The sequence below is a fragment of the Pseudomonas sp. MWU12-2029 genome, from assembly GCF_023242425.1.
Taxonomy (GTDB): Bacteria; Pseudomonadota; Gammaproteobacteria; order Pseudomonadales; family Pseudomonadaceae; genus Aquipseudomonas; species Aquipseudomonas kribbensis.
Map to the genome: position 1 here is coordinate 17,798 of NZ_JALJDY010000011.1, position 20,633 is coordinate 38,430.

A 20,633-nucleotide genomic window follows, 5' to 3' on the forward strand; every position below is an offset into this window, starting at 1 on the left:
TGTGCATACCTTAGACTCTCCCACATTGCCTCCTCCCGAGACGGACTCTCAATGCAAAGCCCCGCGCAAAACCCCCTCTGGAAAACCTACCTGCTGTTCCTCGCGCCGATGGTGCTGTCGAACTTCCTGCAGTCGATGTCAGGCACGGTCAACAGTATCTACATCGGCCAGATGCTCGGCACCCAGGCACTGGCGGCGGTATCGGGGATGTTTCCGATCATCTTTTTCTTCATCGCGCTGGTCATCGGCCTGGGGGCCGGGGCAGGGGTGTTGATCGGTCAGGCGTGGGGCGCGCGTGAGTCGCATATGGTGAAGGCGATTGCCGGGGCGACACTGTTGCTGGGGGTGCTGATCGGGCTGGTCGCGGCGGTGTTTGGCAGTGTTTTTGCGCGTCAGGCGTTGCAGGGGTTGGGCACGCCGGCGGACGTGCTGGATGATGCGGTTTCCTACGCCCGGGTGATGATGTGGACCTTGCCGTTTGTGCTGGTGTACGTGTTGTTCACCCAGCTGTTGCGCGGGGTGAGCGACACACTGTCGCCGATGCTCGCTCTGCTTTTGTCGACCGTTGTCGGTCTGGCGCTGACCCCGGCGTTTATTCGCGGCTGGTTCGGCTTGCCGCAACTGGGCATTCAGAGCGCGGCGTTCGCCGGTCTGGCCGGTACGCTGGCGGCGATGGCGTGGCTGGCGTGGAGCCTGATCCGCAAAGGCCATCCGCTGGCGCCGGATCGCGAGTTCTTTGCGTCGTTGCGTCTGGACGGCGAGATTCTCGGCAAGGTGTTGCGCATCGGCCTGCCGACCGGGGTGCAGATGATCGTGTTGTCGCTGTCGGAGATGGTGATCCTGGCACTGGTCAACCAGCACGGTTCCCAGGCGACGGCGGCCTATGGCGCGGTGACGCAGATCGTCAACTACGTGCAGTTTCCGGCGCTGTCGATTGCGATCACCGCGTCGATCCTCGGTGCCCAGGCGATTGGTGCGGGGCGGCTGGAACGGATGGGCCCGATTCTGCGCACCGGGTTGTGGATCAACGTGTGCCTGACCGGTGGTTTGATCGTGCTCGGGTACCTGCTGTCGCACTGGCTGCTGGGGCTGTTCCTCACCGAAGACTCGACCCGGGCCATGGCCGAGCACCTGCTGCACATCATGCTGTGGAGCCTGTTGATCTTCGGCTTCCAGGCGATCATCGGCGGCATCATGCGCGCCAGTGGCACGGTGCTGGTGCCGGTGGCCATCGCGATCATTTGCGTGGTCGGCGTGCAGTTGCCGGCGGCATACTGGCTGGACGGGCAGTTTGGTTTGCAGGGCGTGTGGATGGCGTTTCCGGTGGCGTACCTGGGGATGCTGGTACTGCAGACGCTGTATTACAAACTGGTCTGGCAGCATCAGAAGATCGAGCGGCTGGTGTAGGACTGACCGTCAGAAAACGCAGGGCCGTTCCCGGAGGAACGGCCCTTTTTGCTTTCAGCGGCCAGCGTGAATCAGCGGCCGCTGGTGATGCCACGGCAACGCCCGCTCCAGTTGCGCGGCCAGACGCAACAGAACATCGTCAGCCCCGAAGCGTGCCGCCAGTTGCACACCGATCGGCAGGCCGCTGTGTGAAATTCCCAATGGCAGGGAGATGGCCGGTGTTCCCGCAACGTTGAACACCGGGGTGAAGGGCGAATGCTCGAACACTCGCGCCGTCCATTGCAGACCATCCAGTCTGTCGGCGTCTCGATTGTAGAGGCCGATGGCTTGCGGCAGTTGCGGCAGGGTCGGGGTCAGCAGGATGTCGATGGACTCGAACCACGCGGCCACTTGCCGGGCGACGCTGTTGCGCACTTCCAGCGCGGCGGCGAAATCCGTACCGCGCGATTGTTGACCGAAGGCATAGCAGGCGAGGGTGGCTGGTTCCAAGGTGTTGCGATCGACTGGCCGCCGGGTCGCAGCGGCGAGATGGTCGATCCAGCGCACCAGACTCGCACACCAGATGTGCGCGTTGGCCTCGACGAACGCGTCCCACGACAGGCCGAGCGGCGCCCGCACGGTTTCAACCTGATGGCCGAGGGATTCAAGCTCACGGGCAACACGGGCCGTGGCATCACTGATCTCGGGATCGACGCTGGCCCCGTTCCACGGAGCATCGAGCAAACCGATACGCAACCGTCCAGGATCGCGGCCAACCTGAGCCAGAAAACCTTCGGCCGGTGCCGCCGTGTAATAAGGATCTCCCGGCGCACAGCCCTGCACCACATCCATCAGCGCCGCGCTGTCGCGCACCGTCCGCGACAGGCCCAATTGCACGCCGAGCCCGGCGAACACTTCATCCATCAATGGCCCGTGAGAGCTGCGGCCGCGCGTCGGCTTGAGGCCCACCAGCCCGTTGAAAGCGGCCGGAACGCGGATCGATCCTGCCGCGTCGGTGGCATGGGCGATCGGCACGATACCCGCTGCGACCGCCGCACCGGCGCCACCGCTTGAGCCTCCGGCGGAGAGTTGCGTGTTCCACGGGTTGCGGGTCGGGCCTTGCAGGAGGGAGTCGGTTTCGGTGCTGAACGCCATTTCCGGCGTGGTAGTTCGGCCCAGGGTGATGAGCCCGGCGGCGTTGAAGCGCTGCATCAGACTGGAGTCGCTTTGCGCGACCAGGCCTTGGGCGAGTCGGCTGCCCAGTTCATTGCGCCGTCCGGCTGCGGTGATCGCCAGGTCCTTGATCAGAAACGGCACCCCGGCCAGGGGGCCGCTGCCCGTGGTCGCGGTCGGTGTCCAGTGCTCGATGACGGCGTTGATCGCCGGGTTGACCTGCTGTATCGCTTCGATGGCCAGAGCGGTCAGCTCTTTGGCGTGGACTTCGCCTGAGGCAACCAGTTGTGCGAGGCCGATGCCGTCATGTTCGGCGTATTCGTTGAGGTTCATGGATAGCACTCCGAGAGGGAGCGTCGATATTAGGTCGCAGGGTCTCGGCTGATTAGCCCATAATCGCGGCATGAAATATGCCATGGGTGGCACAGTTGATTGTTCTCAGGCAGGCCCGAAATGATCCGCGACTTGAACGACACACTGGTTTTTGCCTGCGTGGTGCGCCTCGGCAGTTTCACCGCCGCCGCCCATACGTTGCAGATACCGAAAACCACGGTCAGCCGGCGGGTGCGCGAGCTGGAACAGGCCATCGGGGTGCAACTGCTGCGGCGCACCACCCGCCAGTTGAGCCTGACCGAGGCCGGCGCGGTGTATTACGAGCAGTGCAAATCCATCGCCGACACACTCGAGCATGCCGAACGGGCGGTGCATCAATTGCGTGACGGGCCCCGTGGCTGGTTGCGGGTGACGGTGCCGTTTTCATTCGGGGTGAGCTGGTTTGCGCCGCTGCTGGCGGGGTTTCGTCAGGCGTATCCGGAGATTCGTCTGGAGATTCTGGCCTCTCATGTGCCGCTGGATCTGGTGGGCGAGGAGATCGACGTGGCGCTGCGGCTGGGGGCATTACCGGATTCGAGTCTGATCGCCCGCAAACTCGCAAACTTTCCCACCGGTATTTACGCGGCCCCGCAGTACTTGGCGCGCCATGGAGCGCCACAATCCCCGGAAGAATTGCTTCACCATCAGACGTTGACGCTGCATCAGGCCCGGCGCGATGTCGGTTATGTCTGGCCATTGCGGCGGGAAGGGGCACGCCTGAGAGACTATCGTGTCGAACCCTCCATCCTGGCCAACGACCCGGCGCTGTTGCACGACGCGTTGCTTGCCGGCGAGGGACTGAGCCTGGCGATGGACCAGAGCATGAAAGCGGATGTGCAGGCCGGACGCCTGATCCGGGTGTTGCCGGAGTGGATCGGCCCGCCGCAGGATCTCAACGCGGTCACGGCTCGCGAGCATCTGCCATCGCCCAAGGTGACGGCGTTGATCGGATACCTGAAAGCGCACATGCCGGACGGAGTGGCGTAAGCGGCGGTTGTTTGCTTAAGTCAATCGAGGCCCACCGAGGCGCCGGAGCATCCCATGTCGATTCGATTGTTGTTGGCTGCCGTGTGTTGCCTGATCGTCATGCCGACGGCGCAGGCGGTGGAGTACACCCGGGTCAATACCGCCGCCAGCCAGATCAGCTTCACCTACAACCAGATGGGTTCGCGGATGTATGGCACGTTCGGCAAGTTCGACGCGACGCTGGACTTCGACACTGCCAATCTGAGCAACGCCCGCACCACGTTGCACATTGACCTCACGAGCATCGACGCCGGCAGCGAGGACGCCAATACCGAACTGGTGAAACCGGCCTGGTTCGACACGCAAAAGTTTCCGACGGCAGTGTTCGAATCGACCGGTTTCAGCAGGGTCGATGAAAACCATTACCTGGTGGCCGGCCGGCTCACCCTCAAAGGCATCACCCATGAAGTACAGGTGCCGGTGCATCTGAAACCGGATAACAGCATCGGCATCTTCGACGGTGAACTGGTGCTCAAGCGCGATGCCTTCGGCCTCGGTGCCGGCGAGTGGGCCGACACCGTGGTTTCGAACGACATCGCGATCAAGTTCAAGGTCGTTGCGCCGGCCCAGTGACCGGACTCAATACGCCCGCCAGTGCCCCGGCACCCAGCGCCACTGGTTGCCGGCCCAGCGGTAGTGCCCGGCGACCCAGTGATAACCCGGCGCAGGCATCGCCGGAACCACTTCGACGATCGGTGGTGGCCGGTGCGGGCGCGCCGGTTCGACGACACAGCCCGACAGGGTGATTGCCACCAGCGTGGCGGTGATCAAGGTTTTTATGGTTTTCGACATGGTGATGTTCCTGGTGGGTAACGTTGGCGGACGGTTGCGCGATCAACGCACCCAATGGCCTTCAATCCAGTACCAGTTCGGCCCGCGCGCCTGCCAGTGGCCGGGTTCCCAGCGTGCGCCGTGGTGACGCACCGGTTGCCAGTGACCGGGCATCCAGACATAACCCCGTCCTTCCCAGCGCCAGTGGCCGCGATCCCAGGCATAACCTGCCCGTGGACCGGGCATCGGTTCCATGCGCATCGGTGGCGGTGCTTCGCGGATGATCATTTCGGGTTTGGCAAACACGGGGGAACTGGCCAGCGCGGCCAGCGTCAGCGGCACCAGCAGCAGGGCTTTTCGCCATTTCAACAGGGAACGCAGAACGTTCATGACAACTCCTCAGGACCTGCGTCGGGAAAATGAACGCAGTTGAAGAATTGGACGCCAAATCGGCGAAAGATCCGACGCCGGCCGGATGAAATTTTTGTCAGGAACGGCGCCGGAAAAAGAGGATGAATCAGTAGAAACGATCTTCTTCTTTCATGGCCTGGATCTGCCAGAACGTCCTGCCCGAGATCAGCAGGAACAAAACCCCGAGCAACAGGCCGCCGGTCATGATGTAGAAGCCCGGACGGTAGCTGTGCAGTTCGGCGGCAATGGCGTTCTTTTCCGGCAGCCATCGTGAAACCAGCAGAGGGATCGGCCCGCCCACTTCATATTGCGTGTGCTCGGCGTAGCGCTCGTCGACGAACTGATCTTCGTGGCTCTGCCCCTGATCGTCGGTGTAGCGGTAGTGAAGGATCTTGCCGTTCCGGTTCATCCGGATCTCTTCCAGTTGCGTGACGGTGCCGCTGACTTCCATGGCGTTGAACTGCAACAGACCATAACGAATGCCCTGATGGCGGGCCATGCCGGCCAGCAGCAACACTACACAGCATGCGACAGTCAACATCACGATACGGTTGTAGAGATGATCCCTTTGGGCTTCGCGCGGGTAGTACATCGGACGATCCTTCGTGATTTCGGAATAGAGAAAGCCTGCATCGGCGGCGGTGCGGGCAACTTTAGCCGGTGTCCGCGCCCGGGCGCGGTATGATGTCGGCGTTTGCCACGGTCAGCCCGGTGGCAACCTGTGTTTTACCGCCGGAGTTCACCCGCCATGCCCCGCATCACCCACTACAAATCCCCGTGCGCCGAAGGCGTCAACAGCCAGATCCTGCAAATGGTGGTCGACTACCTGACCGACATCAGCGCGATCGGTCTCGGCCCAAGCAACCTGCTGTACAACGTCTATCAGTACGCGGTCGGCTACGAGGTGCATTTGTATCTGGAGGCGCTGAACGGCGAGAAGGGCACCGAAGTGGAGTTGCTGGTGGCCACCGACGACGATGATCCGGAACAGGTGATCGGCTTTCTGTTGTATCTGCCGGTCCAAGGCGATTGGGAAGCGTGCAATGTGGCGTACTTGGCGGTCGATCAGCAGCATCGCCGCCAGGGCGTGGCCCGTGCGTTGATTGCTGAAATGGTTGCGCGTTACCCCCATGCCGAACTGACGTGCAGCGTGGGTAAAGTCCCGTATTTCGAGGCGCTGGGCTTTGAAGTGCTGGGCCAGCTGGAGACTCAGGTGCTGATGAGCACCCGGCATTACCGCAGCAACGGTTTGCGCGGATTTATCGACACCACGCCGATCTACCGCTCGCTGGAAGTGCAGCAGATCCACACCTACCTGCTGCAGAAGCACGGCAAACGGGCAATGGTCGATGCCGAAAAACAGCGCGACCGGCATCTGGACCAAGTCACCCGTCACACCGAAGAATTTGTCCGCCAGCGCCTGACCGTGCACTGATCCGGCCAACGGCAAAAAGCCCTTGTTGCGATGACCGCAGCAAGGGCTTTTTTGTGCCCGTGATTTCAGGACAGCTTCACATTCATGGTGATCCGCGCCGTGAACACCTTCTTGCCCTCGGCGTCGTGGATGTCCACCGGCACGATCTTGTCGCCTTCGGTCTGCCAGTCCAGCCCTTCGCCATTGGCCACGGCTGTGACATCGGATTTGGCCTTGGCCAGGTATTCGACGGTCATGCCTTTGGGAATCCAGCGGGCGCCGGCGGGAATCGACACGTCGGTCATCATCCCTGCCGCGAGTTCAGCGGCGTTGCACATGGCAATGGCGTGTACGGTGCCGAGGTGGTTGGTGATCTCGCGGCGGAACGGCACCTGCACCGTCGCCGAGCCTGCGCGCAGCTCGCTGACCAACGGATTGATGCTGCTGAAATACGGCGCGACCTGACAAGCCATCTGGCTGAACGCTTCGGGGCCGGCGCTGGTGAACATGCTGAGAAACTGACTCATGGTGAAGCCTCGCGATTAGGGGAATTTACAGAATGATGTTCCGTTACAGAATATTGTTCTGTAACGGAACGGTATTCTGTCCGTGGGAAATCTGTCAACCTAGGCGCGTTTCGATCACCGGCACGGGCGTGCCTTTCAACCGGATTTACAAGGCCTTCAACCCCATGGACACCGCAGATCTACTCGAGCGCAGCTACCCCGGCCGCCGGGCCGAACTCAAGCGCGACATCTTTCGCCAGGCCTTGCGCCTGTTCAACGAACAGGGGATCGAGGCCACCACCATCGAAATGATCCGTGCCGAGTGCGACACCAGTGTCGGTGCGATCTACCACCACTTCGGCAACAAGGAAGGGCTGGTGGCCGCGTTGTTTTTCACTGCGCTGGAAGATCAGGCGCGCTTGCGTGACGCCTATCTGGCCGAGGCGACAACGACCGAGGAGGGCGTGCAGGCATTGGTCTACAGCTATGTGGACTGGGTGGAAAACCAGCCGGAATGGGCGCGGTTCCAATATCACGCGCGTTATGCCGTGACCCGGGGGCCGCACAAGGACGAACTCGCCGACCGTAACCGGACGCGCAACCAAGGTCTGCGCACCTGGCTAAGCGAATCCGGACGCGCCGCCGAACTCAATGAATGCCCGGCCGAATTGCTGCCGTCACTGATCGTCGGCCAGGCCGACAGCTATTGCCGCGCGTGGTTGTCGGGAAGAGTGCAGGGCAGTCCGAAGGCTTATCGCGAGTTGCTGGCGCAGGCCACGTGGCGCTCGATCCGCCGCGAACCGGAACGCTGATTTTCAGAGACAAAAAAAGAGCCTCAAGACTCTTTGACGGGGAGGAAGTAGAGCCCGTGAGGCTCAAGATGCGCGTGAAACAAGGTGCGGGCTTGATTGGGGTTCAGGGCACCCGCACCTACGCAGCGGTTTGGCGAACCAAGCGGCTGCGTATCTCCATCCTAGGAAGGTGCCCGGGCGGCCTCAAGTACCGTCAGTCACTTGCTTTGCGGCGCTGGCGGCGGCCCTTTCGACCATCGCGGTGATGGTTGCAAACAACTCGTCGCGGGCTTGTGCGGCGCTGATTTCATCGGTGGCCGCAGCTTGAGACAACGCCTCGGCGGCACCGAGCATGGCGCGCAATCCCGCCTGGGTAATGTCACCACCGCCAGCGAACGGCGACAGCACACGGCGGCATTTCTCCAGGAAAATCGCCTCGTATTCGCGCTTGATCTTCTCCAGTTCCGGCGTGCTCGCCAGCGCAGCGATCACCCCCGGAATCTCGTTGCCCTGAGTCAGCACGCAGTCGACATACGACGTGGCAATCACCGAGGCAGTGCCGCTCAACGTCGCCTCGCAATTGTCCAGCGCGGCATCCATCAGTGCGGTCTGGCGCCTGTCGAAATCCTGATACAGCGCCGCCAGCAAACCGGCGCGGGTGGTGAAGTGGTCATACACCACCGGTTTGGTCACGCCGGCCTTTTCCGCCAGATAACCCAGGGTCAGGGCATCGGTGCCTTCTTCGCGAATCAATTGCCAGGCCATGTCGAGCAACTGGCGCTGACGGTCTTCCCGGGACAGGCGTCGGCGGGGTTGAACGGATTCGGGGATTTCAGTGGTTGACATTGCTTATATACCAAACGTAACTTACTGAAGGTAACTTACCAAGAGTAGCTTGCGAACAGCATATAGCCCCTGATGAACATTCACCACCCGGAGACTTCCCATGCACGCATTGATTGTTGTGGCTCATGACGATCCCCGTTCGCTGACTCATGCACTGGCGCAGAAAATCGCCAAAGGCCTGTCGGAGAACGATCCGTCCAACACCTTCGAAATCGCTGACCTGCACGCCGAGGAATTCGATCCGCGTTTTGGCGTGGCCGACTGGGCGGTGCATCACCGTGAATCCGCACCACCGGCGGATGTGCTGGCCGAGCAGGCACGCATCGACCGCGCCGATGCGCTGGTGCTGGTGTATCCGGTGTTCTGGTGGTCGATGCCGGCGCTGCTCACAGGCTGGATCGATCGGGTGTTCAGTAATGGCTGGGCGTTTGATTTCGGCGGCGATTCGACCCTGAAGAAACTCGGACGCCTGCGCGTGCATCTGGTCGCACTCGGCGGGGCCGATGCACGGACCTACGAACGCCACGGCTACGGCACGGCGATGAAGACGCAGATCGATCACGGGATTTTCGATTACTGCGGGGCGACGGTGGCAGGCTCGGCGTTGTTGCTGGAGTCCGAGTCGAGCGATCCTGCGGTGCAGCTGCAGGCAGCGCGCGAGCTCGGACAAGGGTTGTTTCGCTAGTCGATGCGTTTGAAGACCAGCGCCTTCAGACCACTTTCCGGATCGATATCCGGAAACTCCGGCGGGTTTTCCAGCCGCTGCTCGAAATGCAGGCTCGGCGCCTCCTGGGTCACGCCGTCGATCAGGAAGTCCGGACCGAACGACGGATCGTTCATGCACGCCAGCACCGTGCCCTGTGCCGTCAGCAGTTCCGGCAGGCGGCGCAGCACGCGCTGGTAATCCTTGGTCAGCAGGAAGCTGCCTTTCTGGAATGACGGCGGGTCGATGATCACCAGATCGTACGGGCCGCTGTTGATCACCTTGCCCCAGGACTTGAACAGGTCGTGGCCGAGGAAACTCACCTTGCTCAGGTCATGCCCGTTCAGGCGGTGATTGTCGCGGCCCCGGCTCAGCGCCGCGCGGGACATGTCGAGGTTGACCACATGGCTGGCACCGCCCTCGATGGCCGCCACCGAAAAACCGCAGGTGTAGGCGAACAGGTTCAGCACCCGTTTGCCGGCAGACTGCTCGCGCACCCAGTTGCGGCCGTAACGCATGTCGAGGAACAGTCCGGCGTTCTGCTTGCGGCCCAGATCCACGCGGTATTTCAGCCCGCCCTCGACGATGGTCATCTCGTCGATCTCGTCCCCCAGCAGCCATTCGGCGGTGCTTTGCGGCAGGTAGCGGTGCTGGATCAGCAGGGTATGGGCGCCGGACTGCTGCCATTGCTCCGAATGAGTGATCTCCAGCGACAGACGCTTGAGGTCTTCCAGCTGCGAAGCCTCGGGTTCCTTGAACAGCGACACCAGCACCACGCCTTGCAGCCAGTCCACGGTGACTTGCTCCAGCCCCGGCCAGCAGCGTCCACGACCATGGAACAGGCGCCGGGTTTCGGCTGGTGCCGAAGTCAGCGCGGTAAGCAGGTGGGCGTGGAGAACGGCGAGGGCTTGAGGGTTCATCAATCGGGATCGGCCAGCAAAAGGGCGGGCATTTTAACCACAAATACGCCGTGGCGATGGCCCGCCGAGCGACGTTATCGAAAAGACCTGTATCAAAAATGAATTTATGTACAAGGCGCTGCTCATACCAGATAAGCAGCGGGATCATGCCGCTAAATCGTTCATGCAATTCAGGGAGTGCCAGTTCATGTGTCCAATTCCGACGTCGAGCGCGCACCTTCCTGGCGGGTTGATTCTGGTAGTGGAAGACGATCCGTTGATTCTGGAGTTTCTGTGCGAAATTCTTCAGGAGGAAGGTTTCAAGGTCGAGCCGCAGACCAGTGCCGATGCGGCGTCGCAGTACCTGGAAGAGCACGCGCCGGAAGTCGCGCTGCTGCTCACCGACATCACCATGCCTGGCACCCTCAACGGGGCGGACCTGGCTAATCTGGTCGGCGAGCGCTGGCCGGAAAAACCGGTGATGGTCATGTCCGGCTATGAAACGCCGGAAACCTCCGGCGTCCGCCATCCGGTGGCGTTCATCAAGAAGCCCTGGGCCATCGGCCAGTTGCTCGATTGCGTGGACGGCGCGTTCAAATCCAAGGCGCCGCGTCTGCACTGAAGCCTGCGGCAGATGCTACATTGCCGGGCACATTTGCCCGGCTCTGCCTAAGGATGCGATCCCTTGTCTGCTCACGATGCTGTTTTCAATCGCGCGTTCGGCGCGTTCCTGTTCGACATGGACGGCACCGTCCTCAACTCCATCGCCGCCGCCGAGCGGATCTGGGCGGCCTGGGCCGAGCGTCATGGCGTGGATGTCGAGACCTTTCTGCCGACCATCCACGGCGTGCGCGCCATCGACACCATCACGCGTCTGAACCTGCCGGGGGTGGACGCCGAAGCGCAAGCGGCGTTCATCACCGAGGCGGAAATCGAAGACGTTGAAGGCATTGTCGAGATTCCGGGTGCGGCGACGTTTCTCAAGTCGTTGCCGGCAAATCAGTGGGCCATGGTGACCTCGGCGCCACGGGATCTGGCGTTGCGGCGGATGGCGGCGGCGGGGATTCCCGAGCCGGCGGTGATGATCACGGCCGAAGACGTGACGGCAGGTAAACCTGACCCGGCTGGCTATAGACTGGCTGCGAAACGTCTGGGTCTGGAACCGGCCGATTGCCTGATTTTCGAAGACGCAACGGTCGGCATCCAGGCCGCTGAGGCGGCAGGTGCGCCGTTGATGATCATCACGTCGACCCACCAGCATCCGATCAAGACTCCGCACGCGACCATCGCCAGCTACCGCGAGATTGCGCTGAGCATCGACAGCGACGGCCAGTTGCGTCTGCAACCTCAGTAAACACCCGGCAACAACCGCCAGCTGCGCGCGCAGTAGGCGTCGTATTCGGCGCCGAACTGGGTGCGTAGCAAGGCTTCCTCTGAGTGGATACGGGCGATCAGCGGGATCAGCGTGAGCGCCGCCAGCAGGATCCCGACCACTGAACGAAATGCCAGGGCCCAGCCCAGTGCATTGACGACCAGCCCCAGATAGCTGGGATTGCGCAGGCGTGTGTAGATGCCATCGGTTACCAGACGGTGCCCCGGCTGAATCGCCACCAGTCCGCTGAACCGATGCCCGAGCACGAACACCGGCCATAACCGCAACGCACCACCGGTAATGAACAGCAACGCCCCCAGCCAGCGGGTGCCTTCGCTGCCCACGGTCCAGAAACCGATTCGGTCGCAATAAGCCGGCAGAAAACCACTGACCAGTCCGATCACGCCGAACGCCGGAAGCACCCAGCGATTGGCCCGGTCCTCGCGCTCGCCGGAACTGAGGTTCACTTCGCTGAACAACGACACCACCACCATCACCAGCGTCGCCAGGGCCACGACCACCAGTGATCCGTGGGAGAAGAACACCGCCACGCCGCCGATGCCCCACATCGCCAGGCCCAGATAGGCGAGGGTGGCGAGCACCGCGACCACGGTCATTTGCGCTGACATTTTCATAGGCACCTCACGGCTGTTCCGTTCAGTGTAGATCCCGGCACGATCCCCGGCGTTTACTGTTCCGGGAACAGGGTGGACTAAGCTGAAGACAGGGACGCTTCGACTTCAACCGTCCACGCGCCATTGCGTGCGTGGCGTCATCAGGAGCCCGCCATGCTGCACATCCGCACGCCGTTGATCCTCCATCCGACCCTGTCGACCACCTCCCGGCGTATCTGGTTGAAACTGGAAAATCTGCAACCCAGCGGCTCCTTCAAGCTGCGGGGCATGGGCTTGTTGTGCAGTCAGGCGGCGGTGCAGGGCAAACACAAAGTCGTCTGCCCGTCCGGTGGCAACGCCGGCCTCGCCACAGCGGTGGCGGCGGCCAGTCTGGGGCTGCAAGCCTGCATCGTGGTGCCGCACACCACCCCCGAAGCGACCCGCGCACGGATTCGCCGCACCGGCGCCGAAGTCATTGTCCATGGCAAGGTCTGGGACGAAGCCAATCAGCGTGCGCGGGAACTGGCCAGCGCGGCAGACACCGAATACGTCCCGGCCTTCGACCACCCGGTGTTGTGGGAGGGGCACAGCACAATGATCGATGAAATCCTCGAAGACTGCCCGCAGGTCGACACCGTGGTCACCTCGGTCGGCGGCGGGGGATTGCTGGCAGGGATCCTCACCGGACTGCTCCGCCATGGCCGACGCGACTGCAGGATCATCGCCTGCGAAACCCAGGGCGCCGCCTCGTTTGCCGCCGCCGTTCAGGCCGGCCACCCGGTGCGCCTGAGCAAGATCGACACCGTCGCCACCTCCCTGGGCGCCGCGCAGGTGGCGGAGTGGCCGGTGCAGCACATCGGCGAGTTCGATCACGAATGCCTGGTGCTGTCCGATGACGACGCGATCATGGGTGTGGTGCGCTATGCCAGTGAATTGCGGCAACTGGTGGAGCCGGCGTGCGGAGTGTCGCTCGCGGTGGCTTATCTTGATCATCCGGCGCTGGCGGAAGCTCGGGACGTGGTGGTTGTTGTTTGTGGTGGGGTGAGTATCAGTGCGCAGTTGGTGGCGGGGTGGGCGCGGTTGGGGGGCTGAACCGCGCCTTCAATCAGGCGCCAGAAATATCCGGCCCCGTCAGCATCGTCCTGAATGTCTCCACCAACGGTCGCAAATTGACCCGATGCCACGCCGCCCACAACGGCGTGGTAAACGCCAGCCACGGCACTTCCCGCAACACCACACCCGGCGGGGCGTTGTGGCTCAAGCCTTTCTGGATCATTGCAATCCCCAGCCCCGAAGCGACCAGCCCCAGTGCGGTGAATGGCTCGGTTGCCTGCATGCGCACATCCGGGGTGAAGCCGGCGCGCAGGCAGGCGCTGAGGAAGTCGTCGCACGCATCCTGACGCGGTTGCACGCCGATCCATTCCTGAGTGGCCAGATCCTCCGGGCTCAGCGAAGCCTGAGTCGCCAGCGGATGCTGTTCCGGCAGCGCCAGCAGCATCGGGTCGTCCAGTACCTGAAAACCCAGCAGATCCGGATCGTCCGCCGCCGGCGGTTCACTGACCAGTGCAATGTCGAGGCTGCGCTGACGCAGCCCTTCCAGCTGTTCGGCAGAGTTGAGGTTGTACAGCGCGACATGCACGTTCGGCCGATCCCCCCGCAGCACACGCAAGGCGTTGGGCAGGACGCCCGCGTGCATGGCGTTCTCGATGTAGCCGATGCACAAGCCTCCTTCTTCGCCACGGCCCAGGCGTTTGCCGAGGGATTCCAGGCGATTGGCGTGGGTCAGCAGGGCGCGGGTTTCGGCGAGGAACGTCTGGCCGTCGCGGGTCAGGCGGATGCGTTGCTGGCTGCGTTCGAACAGGGTCAGACCCAGGCGCTCTTCGAGCTGGGCGATCTGCCGGCTCAGGGGCGACTGGGAAATATGCAGGCGCTCGGCTGCACGGCCGACGTGCTCTTCCTCGGCGACGACTACGAAGTAGCGCAATTGGCGGATATCGATCATGTCAGACCTTCAGGGACTCAAGTGCTGCGAATTATGTCTTGGACGGTCTGAGTGGCGCAATCTAGGATCTGCTCAACGGTCAACCACGACCCAGACACTACGAGGAAATCCCCATGAGTTTGAAAGACAAACTGCCCGGCCAACTGGGCTTCGGCACCGCGCCACTGGGCAACATGTTCCGCGCCATTCCCGAGGAAGAAGCCCAGGCCACCGTGCATGCGGCGTGGGATGCCGGCGTGCGTTATTTCGACACCGCGCCGTTCTACGGCTCGGGCCTGTCGGAAATCCGCCTTGGCGAAGCACTGTCCCGCTACAAGCGCGACGACTATGTGCTCAGCACCAAGGTCGGCCGGGTGATTCTCGATGAAGTCGAAGACGCCGCCGCCCGGGATCTGGGCGAAAAAAGCGGGGTGTTCGAACACGGCCGCCCGAACAAGATCGTCAACGACTACAGCGCCGACGCCACCTTGCGCTCGATCGAAGACAGCCTCAAGCGCCTGAAAACCGATCGCCTCGACATCGTCTGGGTCCACGACATCGCCCAGGATTTCTACGGCGACCAATGGCTGGAGTATTTCAACCAGGCCCGCACCGGCGCCTTCAAAGTCCTCACCCGCTTGCGTGAAGAGGGCGTGATCAAGGGCTGGGGCCTGGGCGTGAACAAGGTTGAACCCTGCGAATTGACCCTTGATCTGACCGAGGCGCAGCCCGACGGCTTTCTGCTGGCCGGCCGCTACACTCTTCTCGACCACGAACGGGCCCTGCAGCGCCTGATGGATTCGGCGCGGGCGCAGAACGTTGAAATCGTCGTCGGCGGCCCTTATAGCTCGGGGATCCTGGCCGGTGGCGCGCACTTCGAATACCAGAAGGCCAGCCCTGAAATCGTTGCCAAGGTCGAGCAGATCAAACGTATCGCGGCGGCCCATGGTGTGGATGTAAAAGCAGCGGCGCTGCAATTCTCCCTGGCCAATCCGGCCGTGGCGGCGGTGATTCCCGGCGCAAGCAAACCCGGGCGGATCGCCGAGGACGTGGCGGCGCTGTCGGCAGTGATTCCTGCCGGTTTCTGGCAGGCCATGCGTGAAGCGAAACTGGTGTCCGAACGTGCACCATTACCTATCGACGAGGTGAAAGCATGAAGATCGATCTGAGCGGAAAACTGGCGATTGTCAGCGGCAGCACGGCGGGTATCGGTTTGGGCATCAGCCAGTCACTGGCCGAGGCGGGCGCCACGGTGGTGGTGATCGGTCGCGACTCGGCCAAGGTCGAGCAGGCACTGGCGAGCATCCGCGACAAAGTGCCGGGCGCGAAACTGCGCGGTCTGACGGCGGACCTGGGCACGGCCGAAGGTGCGCAGAAACTGTTCGCCGCCGAACCGAAGGCCGACATCCTGGTGAACAACCTCGGGATCTACAACGCCGTGGATTTCTTCGATGCGCCGGACGATGAGTGGACGCGCTTCTATGAAATCAACGTGATCTCCGGCGTGCGCCTGTCGCGGCATTACGTGCCGGCGATGGTCGAGCAGGGCTGGGGCCGGGTGATTTTCCTGTCTTCGGAATCCGGCGTGGCGACCCCGGCCGACATGATCAACTACGGCGTGACCAAAAGCGCCAACCTCGCGGTGTCCCATGGTCTGGCCAAACGGCTGGCCGGCACTGGCGTCACGGTCAATGCGATCCTGCCGGGGCCGACCTTCACCGACGGCGTCGAAGAGATGCTCAAGGATGCCGCCGCCGAATCCGGTCGCAGCCTGCGGGACGAAGCCGACGCGTTTGTGCGCCGGGCACGTCCGACCTCGATCATCCAGCGCGTGGCCAATGTCGAAGAAGTCGCGCACCTGGTGACCTACATCGCTTCACCGCTGTCCTCGGCCACCACCGGCGCCGCACTGCGCGTTGACGGCGGTGTGGTCGACAGCCTGGCAATCTGAATTTTTTGAGAGAGACATTTATTTATGGCAACAGCATCAGCATCCATCGACATCCCGGCTTCGGCCGATCAGGTCTGGCAATTGATCGGCGGCTTCAACACGCTGCCGGACTGGCTGCCGTTCATTCCCAAGAGTGAACTGAGTGAAGGCGGACGTGTGCGCAGCCTGCAAACCGCCGACGGCGGGGTAGTGGTCGAGCGCCTGGAAAGCTTCGATAACGCCGGCAAGACCTACAGCTATTCGATCCTGCAGGCACCGTTTCCCGCCACGGATTATCTGGCGACGATTCGCGTGGAAGCCCAGGGCCAGGGCGCGAAGGTGACTTGGTCGGGACGCTTCACCGCCAAGGGCGTGAGCGACGAGGAAGTGGTGGCGCTGTTCAGCGGCATCTATCAGGGTGGACTTGAAGCGCTGCGCGCCAACTACCCGGCCTGAGTCTGTGCAAGCCCTCCTGTGGGAGCTAGCCTGCTAGCGATAGCGGTCCATCATTCAACTATTGATTGACTGACACACCGTTATCGCCAGCAGGCTGGCTCCCACACGGGGAGCATATGAGGTTCAGGACTGTGAAATCAGACTCTGCCGACAATCAAGCACCAGTTTCGCCCCGCCCAGATCGCTGCGACCCACCTCAAGACTGAACCCGTGCAGGCTGACAATCGCTGCAACGATCGACAGTCCCAGCCCGAAACCGCTTTGCGGTTGCCCACCCTCTGCACGATAGAAACGCTGAAACACCGCTTCCCGCTCCGACTCGGGAATGCCGGGGCCGGAATCGTGCACTTCGATCCGTGTATGCCCCGCATCATTCACTCCACGCAAAATCACCGTGCCGCCTGGCGGGGTGAACTTGATCGAGTTGCTCAGCAGGTTGGCCAGCGCTTCGAACAACAGCGCCCGGTCACCATTGAGCATCGGCAGGGTTTCCGGCATGTTCAGTTCGAAACGCAGTTCGTCCTCTTCGGCCAGCGGCAGGTAGAACTCATGCAGTTCCTGCAGCAACCGCACTGGATCCAGCTCGATGAAGCCGGAACGGCGCTGCCGATCTTCCAGTTCGGAAATCCTCAGCAAACCCCGAAAACGCGCCATCAGCGTATCCGCCTCGGCCAGCACCAGATCCAGTTGAGCCGCCTCCGGCGAGCCTTCGCCGGCCTGCTGCTGCATGCGATACAACTGCGCCCGCAGGCGGGTCAGCGGGGTGCGCAGGTCGTGGGCGATGTTGTCGCAGACGCCTTTGACTTCGTTCATCAGGCGCTCGATGCGATCGAGCATGGCGTTGACGATGGCGGCGAGCATGTCCAGTTCATCGCGGCGATTGGACACGGGCAAGCGGTGGGTCAGGTCACCGGCAACGATTGACTGGGCACTGGCCTGAATCGCTCGTATGCGTCGCAACGGCCGACGCCGCAGCAAATGCCAGCCGATGATCCCCGGCACGATCGTCAGAGAAACACCCCAGAGCAGGGCACGCAGGATGATTCGGGTCACGGCGAACAGCGAACCGTTGTCGCGCACCAGCACCAGCCAGCGACCGTCGCGGGTCGGCGTGGCGACCGCATCGCAGCTGTCGGCGGGCAGGGTCGGGTCGTCGGATTCGGAGCAGTCGCGCAGTTCGTGGATCTTGCCGTCCAGCGGCAGGCCGGCAGGCATCTGCTGCAAGGCCCCGCCGAGATAGGTGTGGTCGGCGGCGAACAGGCCGTAGGCGTCGATGCCGCGAATGTCGAAGGTCATGCTGGCGGCGAGCGCGTCTTCCAGTTGCTCACCACGAAAGTGCGAGAACAGGTGCTGACGCTGCATCAGCGAATGCTTGGCCAGGTTGTCGAGGTAACCGGACACCTCGAAATACATGACCCCCATGAGGATCCCGCTCCAGGCCACGAACAACGAACTGTAAAGCGCCAGCAGCCGGCTGCTGGAAGAACGCCAACCGTCAGACGGGTTCGGCAATGACATAACCCGAGCCTCGCACCGTGCGGATCAGCGGGACGTTGCCCGGCGGGTCGATCTTCTTGCGCAGACGGCCGATGTGCACGTCGATCAGGTTGGTGCCCGGGTCGAAGTGATAACCCCAGACTTCCTCGAAAATCATCATCCGCGACAGGATCTGGCCGCTGTTGCGCATCAGGAATTCCAGCAGTTTGTATTCGGTCGGCAGCAGCGTCAGCACCTGCTCGGCGCGGCTGGCTTCGTGGCTGATCAGGTCCAGTTCCAGGTCCGCCACACGCAGGGTGGTGGGCTGGGTGCCGCCGTTGTTCTGGCGGCGCAGCAACACTTCGACCCGGGCGGCCATCTCGTCGGTGGCGAAGGGTTTGGTCAGGTAATCGTCACCGCCGGCGCGCAGGCCGCGTACACGTTCGTCGACATCGGACAGGGCACTGATCATCAGGATCGGCGTGGACACGCCCATGGTGCGCAAGGTAGTGACGATGGCCAGGCCATCGAGTTCGGGCAGCATGCGGTCGAGGGTAATCAGGTCGTAATTGCCGCTGACGGCGCGGTCGAGGCCTTCGCGGCCGTTGTCGACCCAATCCACGTCGAGGCCGTGGCTGCTCAGTTCGGCGACGATTTCCCGGGCGGTCACGGCGTCGTCTTCGATGGTCAGGATGCGAGTCATGGTGGGCCTGCTGATCGGTTCAAACGGAATGGCAGCATTTTGCCAAGATTTTGCAATAACGCTTTAAATTAACTTTCATGTTGTAGTTGATACAAACGCAAAAGACCCGTCGTGGTTACCGATTTATTTCCTGAAACATTGATATCATCTGGCCACATTTTCGAGGGAGAGATTCCGTGGGCAAGTTGATTCGCGGTGGCTGGATGCCGATGGCCGGGATACTTCTGGCGCTGTTCAGTGCTTCGGCATTGGCCGCCAACACCCCGTGTTCCGGGAAGAAAGGGGGCATCGATCGCTGCGATGGCGATCTGTTTCTGTGCAATGACGGCTCCATCAGCGGTTCGAAAAAAAGCTGCGCCGCCATGTTCGGCATCCGTGAACAGGCACGGCCCCAGCAGTTTCTGCAAAGCAATGACGGCTGCGATTGTGGCACCGGTTCGTTTTGCACCGGGCCACGCGGCGGCGTGTATTGCCTGACGCCCAGCGGCAAGAAGAGCTACAAACGCAAGTAAACGGTTTGTGCCAATGCATAAAACCCGCTGCTCTCGAGCCTTTGTTGCAAATTGCATGGTCCCGGGAAGTTCATTCTTTTTAACTAATTGAATTACAACGATTTATTTAATGTTGGCGACTGGCACGGTCACTGCAATTCATCTGCTGACGAGTTGTAACACCATTTTTCATGCCGGGAGCAGAACAACAATGAATAGATCCTCTGATGGGTTTTATCCTGCCTTCGAAGGCGAGTCGAGCAACGTCTCAGGGGTGTCCTGGGGCGCGATCTTCGCCGGGGCCGCAGCCGCTGCGGCACTGTCGATGATTCTGGTGCTGCTCGGTTTCGGTCTGGGCTTCTCAGCTGTTTCACCGTGGGCCGGGGAGGGCGTCAGCGCCAAGGGCCTGGGCATTTCAACGATCGTCTGGCTCGCGGCGACGCAAATCATCGCTTCCGGCCTGGGTGGCTACATTGCCGGTCGTCTGCGGGTGAAGTGGGCGAACATGCACGGTGACGAGGTGTATTTTCGCGACACCGCCCACGGCTTCCTCGCCTGGTGCGTGGCAACGCTGGTGACCGCGACGCTGGTGGTCGGCTCGGTCAGCAGCATCGTCAGTGGTGGTGTGCAGGCCGGTGCGAGTGTCGCCGGTGGTGCCGCCAGTGCCATGACTCAGGCCGCCGGCACGGCTGCGGCCAACACCAGCAGCGACCAGTACGGTTACTTCGTCGACAGCCTGTTCCGCGATGATCGTCCCGCTGCTGTCAGCGATGACGCCGCTCGCGGCACCGTGACCCGGATCTTCGCCCAGAGCCTGGCTAACGGTCAGCTCAGCCCCGAGGATCGTACTTACCTCGCGCAACTGGTGGCGCAACGCACCAACCTGAGCCAGGCCGATGCCGAGCGTCGCGTCGATGAAATCTACGCCCGTACGCAAAAGGCAATTGCCGACGCCAAGGTCAAAGCACAGCAGGCCGCTGACACCGCCGCCAAAGTCGCTGCCTGGACCTCGCTGTGGATGTTCATCGCGCTGCTGGCCGGTGCGTTCTTCGCCAGCCTGTCGGCCACCTTCGGCGGTCGCCGCCGGGATGCTGTCGAGTACGTTGAAGTCGATACCTACACCACGACCACTGTGCCCCCAGTCCGTTAATCAAGGAGCATCACCATGCGCTCATTACTGCTGTTTTTCCTCGGCGTGCCAATCCCGATCATTATTCTGATTGCGTTGTTCGTGCACTGACCTTTAACGATCTTTAAATCCTGTAAAGCACAAAGCCAGTCAATAATTAAATTGACTGGCTTTGTGCTGTTT

The 20,633-nt window shown here is 62.1% G+C and carries 25 protein-coding genes; 14 read left to right on the top strand and 11 right to left on the bottom strand.

The window, feature by feature from the left end; genetic code table 11:
* Positions 1-51 precede the first annotated feature (51 nt).
* The gene (locus M5B44_RS24200; protein ID WP_248740757.1) at positions 52-1,407 is read left to right on the top strand and encodes an MATE family efflux transporter; all 1,356 of its coding nucleotides are present in this window, start codon (positions 52-54) and stop codon (positions 1,405-1,407) included.
* Between the two features lie 54 nt (positions 1,408-1,461).
* On the opposite strand, the gene M5B44_RS24205 is transcribed toward M5B44_RS24200, so the two are convergent.
* On the bottom strand, positions 1,462-2,892 hold the full coding sequence (locus tag M5B44_RS24205; protein ID WP_248740758.1) for an amidase: 1,431 nt from the start codon (positions 2,890-2,892) through the stop codon (positions 1,462-1,464).
* Between the two features lie 120 nt (positions 2,893-3,012).
* Here M5B44_RS24205 and M5B44_RS24210 point away from each other — a divergent pair, with 120 nt between their 5' ends.
* Together M5B44_RS24210 and M5B44_RS24215 are read left to right on the top strand one after the other, a co-directional pair.
* On the top strand, positions 3,013-3,918 hold the full coding sequence (locus M5B44_RS24210) for a LysR family transcriptional regulator (protein WP_248740759.1): 906 nt from the start codon (positions 3,013-3,015) through the stop codon (positions 3,916-3,918).
* A 54-nt stretch (positions 3,919-3,972) separates the two neighbouring features.
* Positions 3,973-4,530 carry a YceI family protein gene (locus M5B44_RS24215; RefSeq protein ID WP_248740760.1) on the top strand — a complete coding sequence of 186 codons (558 nt, stop codon included), beginning with the start codon at positions 3,973-3,975 and terminating at the stop codon, positions 4,528-4,530.
* A 6-nt stretch (positions 4,531-4,536) separates the two neighbouring features.
* Here the strand turns inward: M5B44_RS24215 and M5B44_RS24220 are convergent, their stop codons facing one another.
* From M5B44_RS24220 to M5B44_RS24230, 3 genes are all read right to left on the bottom strand, one after another.
* A complete protein-coding gene (locus tag M5B44_RS24220; protein WP_085732108.1) occupies positions 4,537-4,749 on the bottom strand; it encodes a YXWGXW repeat-containing protein in 213 nt (70 codons plus the stop codon).
* A 42-nt stretch (positions 4,750-4,791) separates the two neighbouring features.
* Positions 4,792-5,118: a YXWGXW repeat-containing protein gene (locus M5B44_RS24225; RefSeq protein ID WP_248740761.1), complete on the bottom strand. Its 327-nt coding sequence runs from the start codon at positions 5,116-5,118 to the stop codon at positions 4,792-4,794.
* Positions 5,119-5,245: 127 nt separating this feature from the next.
* On the bottom strand, positions 5,246-5,731 hold the full coding sequence (locus M5B44_RS24230; protein WP_248740762.1) for a DUF3592 domain-containing protein: 486 nt from the start codon (positions 5,729-5,731) through the stop codon (positions 5,246-5,248).
* Positions 5,732-5,887: 156 nt separating this feature from the next.
* On the opposite strand from M5B44_RS24230, the gene M5B44_RS24235 reads away from it, so the two are divergent.
* Positions 5,888-6,574, top strand: a complete 687-nt coding sequence (locus tag M5B44_RS24235) for a GNAT family N-acetyltransferase (RefSeq protein WP_248740763.1) — start codon at positions 5,888-5,890, stop codon at positions 6,572-6,574.
* Between the two features lie 65 nt (positions 6,575-6,639).
* On the opposite strand, the gene M5B44_RS24240 is transcribed toward M5B44_RS24235, so the two are convergent.
* Complete coding sequence (locus tag M5B44_RS24240; protein ID WP_248740764.1) at positions 6,640-7,080, bottom strand: hotdog fold domain-containing protein; 441 nt, start codon at positions 7,078-7,080, stop codon at positions 6,640-6,642.
* A gap of 164 nt (positions 7,081-7,244) precedes the next feature.
* On the opposite strand from M5B44_RS24240, the gene M5B44_RS24245 reads away from it, so the two are divergent.
* On the top strand, positions 7,245-7,871 hold the full coding sequence (locus tag M5B44_RS24245) for a TetR/AcrR family transcriptional regulator (RefSeq protein ID WP_248740765.1): 627 nt from the start codon (positions 7,245-7,247) through the stop codon (positions 7,869-7,871).
* A gap of 183 nt (positions 7,872-8,054) precedes the next feature.
* On the opposite strand, the gene M5B44_RS24250 is transcribed toward M5B44_RS24245, so the two are convergent.
* Positions 8,055-8,696 (bottom strand): TetR/AcrR family transcriptional regulator, encoded by a 642-nt coding sequence (locus tag M5B44_RS24250; protein WP_248740766.1) that lies wholly within the window; start codon positions 8,694-8,696, stop codon positions 8,055-8,057.
* A 100-nt stretch (positions 8,697-8,796) separates the two neighbouring features.
* On the opposite strand from M5B44_RS24250, the gene M5B44_RS24255 reads away from it, so the two are divergent.
* Positions 8,797-9,381 (top strand): NAD(P)H-dependent oxidoreductase, encoded by a 585-nt coding sequence (locus M5B44_RS24255; RefSeq protein WP_248740767.1) that lies wholly within the window; start codon positions 8,797-8,799, stop codon positions 9,379-9,381.
* Here M5B44_RS24255 and M5B44_RS24260 read toward each other — a convergent pair.
* On the bottom strand, positions 9,378-10,319 hold the full coding sequence (locus M5B44_RS24260; protein ID WP_248740768.1) for a class I SAM-dependent methyltransferase: 942 nt from the start codon (positions 10,317-10,319) through the stop codon (positions 9,378-9,380). The two genes, M5B44_RS24255 and M5B44_RS24260, sit on opposite strands and share 4 nt — an antisense overlap.
* A gap of 187 nt (positions 10,320-10,506) precedes the next feature.
* Between M5B44_RS24260 and M5B44_RS24265 the strand changes: the two genes are divergently transcribed.
* Together M5B44_RS24265 and M5B44_RS24270 are read left to right on the top strand one after the other, a co-directional pair.
* On the top strand, positions 10,507-10,920 hold the full coding sequence (locus M5B44_RS24265; protein ID WP_085711565.1) for a response regulator: 414 nt from the start codon (positions 10,507-10,509) through the stop codon (positions 10,918-10,920).
* A 63-nt stretch (positions 10,921-10,983) separates the two neighbouring features.
* Positions 10,984-11,652: an HAD family hydrolase gene (locus M5B44_RS24270; protein WP_248740769.1), complete on the top strand. Its 669-nt coding sequence runs from the start codon at positions 10,984-10,986 to the stop codon at positions 11,650-11,652.
* On the opposite strand, the gene M5B44_RS24275 is transcribed toward M5B44_RS24270, so the two are convergent.
* On the bottom strand, positions 11,646-12,305 hold the full coding sequence (locus M5B44_RS24275) for a methyltransferase family protein (protein ID WP_248740770.1): 660 nt from the start codon (positions 12,303-12,305) through the stop codon (positions 11,646-11,648). The genes M5B44_RS24270 and M5B44_RS24275 overlap by 7 nt on opposite strands.
* Positions 12,306-12,458: 153 nt before the next feature.
* On the opposite strand from M5B44_RS24275, the gene M5B44_RS24280 reads away from it, so the two are divergent.
* Positions 12,459-13,376 (top strand): pyridoxal-phosphate dependent enzyme, encoded by a 918-nt coding sequence (locus M5B44_RS24280; RefSeq protein WP_248740771.1) that lies wholly within the window; start codon positions 12,459-12,461, stop codon positions 13,374-13,376.
* Positions 13,377-13,389: 13 nt separating this feature from the next.
* On the opposite strand, the gene M5B44_RS24285 is transcribed toward M5B44_RS24280, so the two are convergent.
* On the bottom strand, positions 13,390-14,286 hold the full coding sequence (locus tag M5B44_RS24285) for a LysR substrate-binding domain-containing protein (protein ID WP_248740772.1): 897 nt from the start codon (positions 14,284-14,286) through the stop codon (positions 13,390-13,392).
* Between the two features lie 113 nt (positions 14,287-14,399).
* On the opposite strand from M5B44_RS24285, the gene M5B44_RS24290 reads away from it, so the two are divergent.
* The 3 genes from M5B44_RS24290 to M5B44_RS24300 are packed head-to-tail and all read left to right on the top strand — an operon-like array spanning position 14,400 to position 16,651.
* Entirely contained in the window at positions 14,400-15,422 is a 1,023-nt protein-coding gene (locus M5B44_RS24290) for an aldo/keto reductase (RefSeq protein WP_248740773.1), read from the top strand.
* On the top strand, positions 15,419-16,216 hold the full coding sequence (locus M5B44_RS24295) for an SDR family NAD(P)-dependent oxidoreductase (protein ID WP_248740774.1): 798 nt from the start codon (positions 15,419-15,421) through the stop codon (positions 16,214-16,216). Before M5B44_RS24290 ends, M5B44_RS24295 begins: the two co-directional genes overlap by 4 nt.
* A 24-nt stretch (positions 16,217-16,240) precedes the next feature.
* Positions 16,241-16,651: an SRPBCC family protein gene (locus tag M5B44_RS24300; RefSeq protein WP_248740775.1), complete on the top strand. Its 411-nt coding sequence runs from the start codon at positions 16,241-16,243 to the stop codon at positions 16,649-16,651.
* Positions 16,652-16,774: 123 nt separating this feature from the next.
* Here the strand turns inward: M5B44_RS24300 and M5B44_RS24305 are convergent, their stop codons facing one another.
* A complete protein-coding gene (locus M5B44_RS24305; protein ID WP_248740776.1) occupies positions 16,775-18,169 on the bottom strand; it encodes a sensor histidine kinase in 1,395 nt (464 codons plus the stop codon).
* Positions 18,147-18,830 (bottom strand): response regulator transcription factor, encoded by a 684-nt coding sequence (locus M5B44_RS24310; RefSeq protein WP_085711556.1) that lies wholly within the window; start codon positions 18,828-18,830, stop codon positions 18,147-18,149. Before M5B44_RS24310 ends, M5B44_RS24305 begins: the two co-directional genes overlap by 23 nt.
* Before the next feature lie 203 nt (positions 18,831-19,033).
* Between M5B44_RS24310 and M5B44_RS24315 the strand changes: the two genes are divergently transcribed.
* Both M5B44_RS24315 and M5B44_RS24320 read left to right on the top strand, forming a co-directional pair.
* Positions 19,034-19,342: a hypothetical protein gene (locus tag M5B44_RS24315; RefSeq protein WP_371320932.1), complete on the top strand. Its 309-nt coding sequence runs from the start codon at positions 19,034-19,036 to the stop codon at positions 19,340-19,342.
* A 190-nt stretch (positions 19,343-19,532) separates the two neighbouring features.
* A complete protein-coding gene (locus M5B44_RS24320) occupies positions 19,533-20,471 on the top strand; it encodes a hypothetical protein (protein WP_248740778.1) in 939 nt (312 codons plus the stop codon).
* Positions 20,472-20,633: the final 162 nt, after the last annotated feature.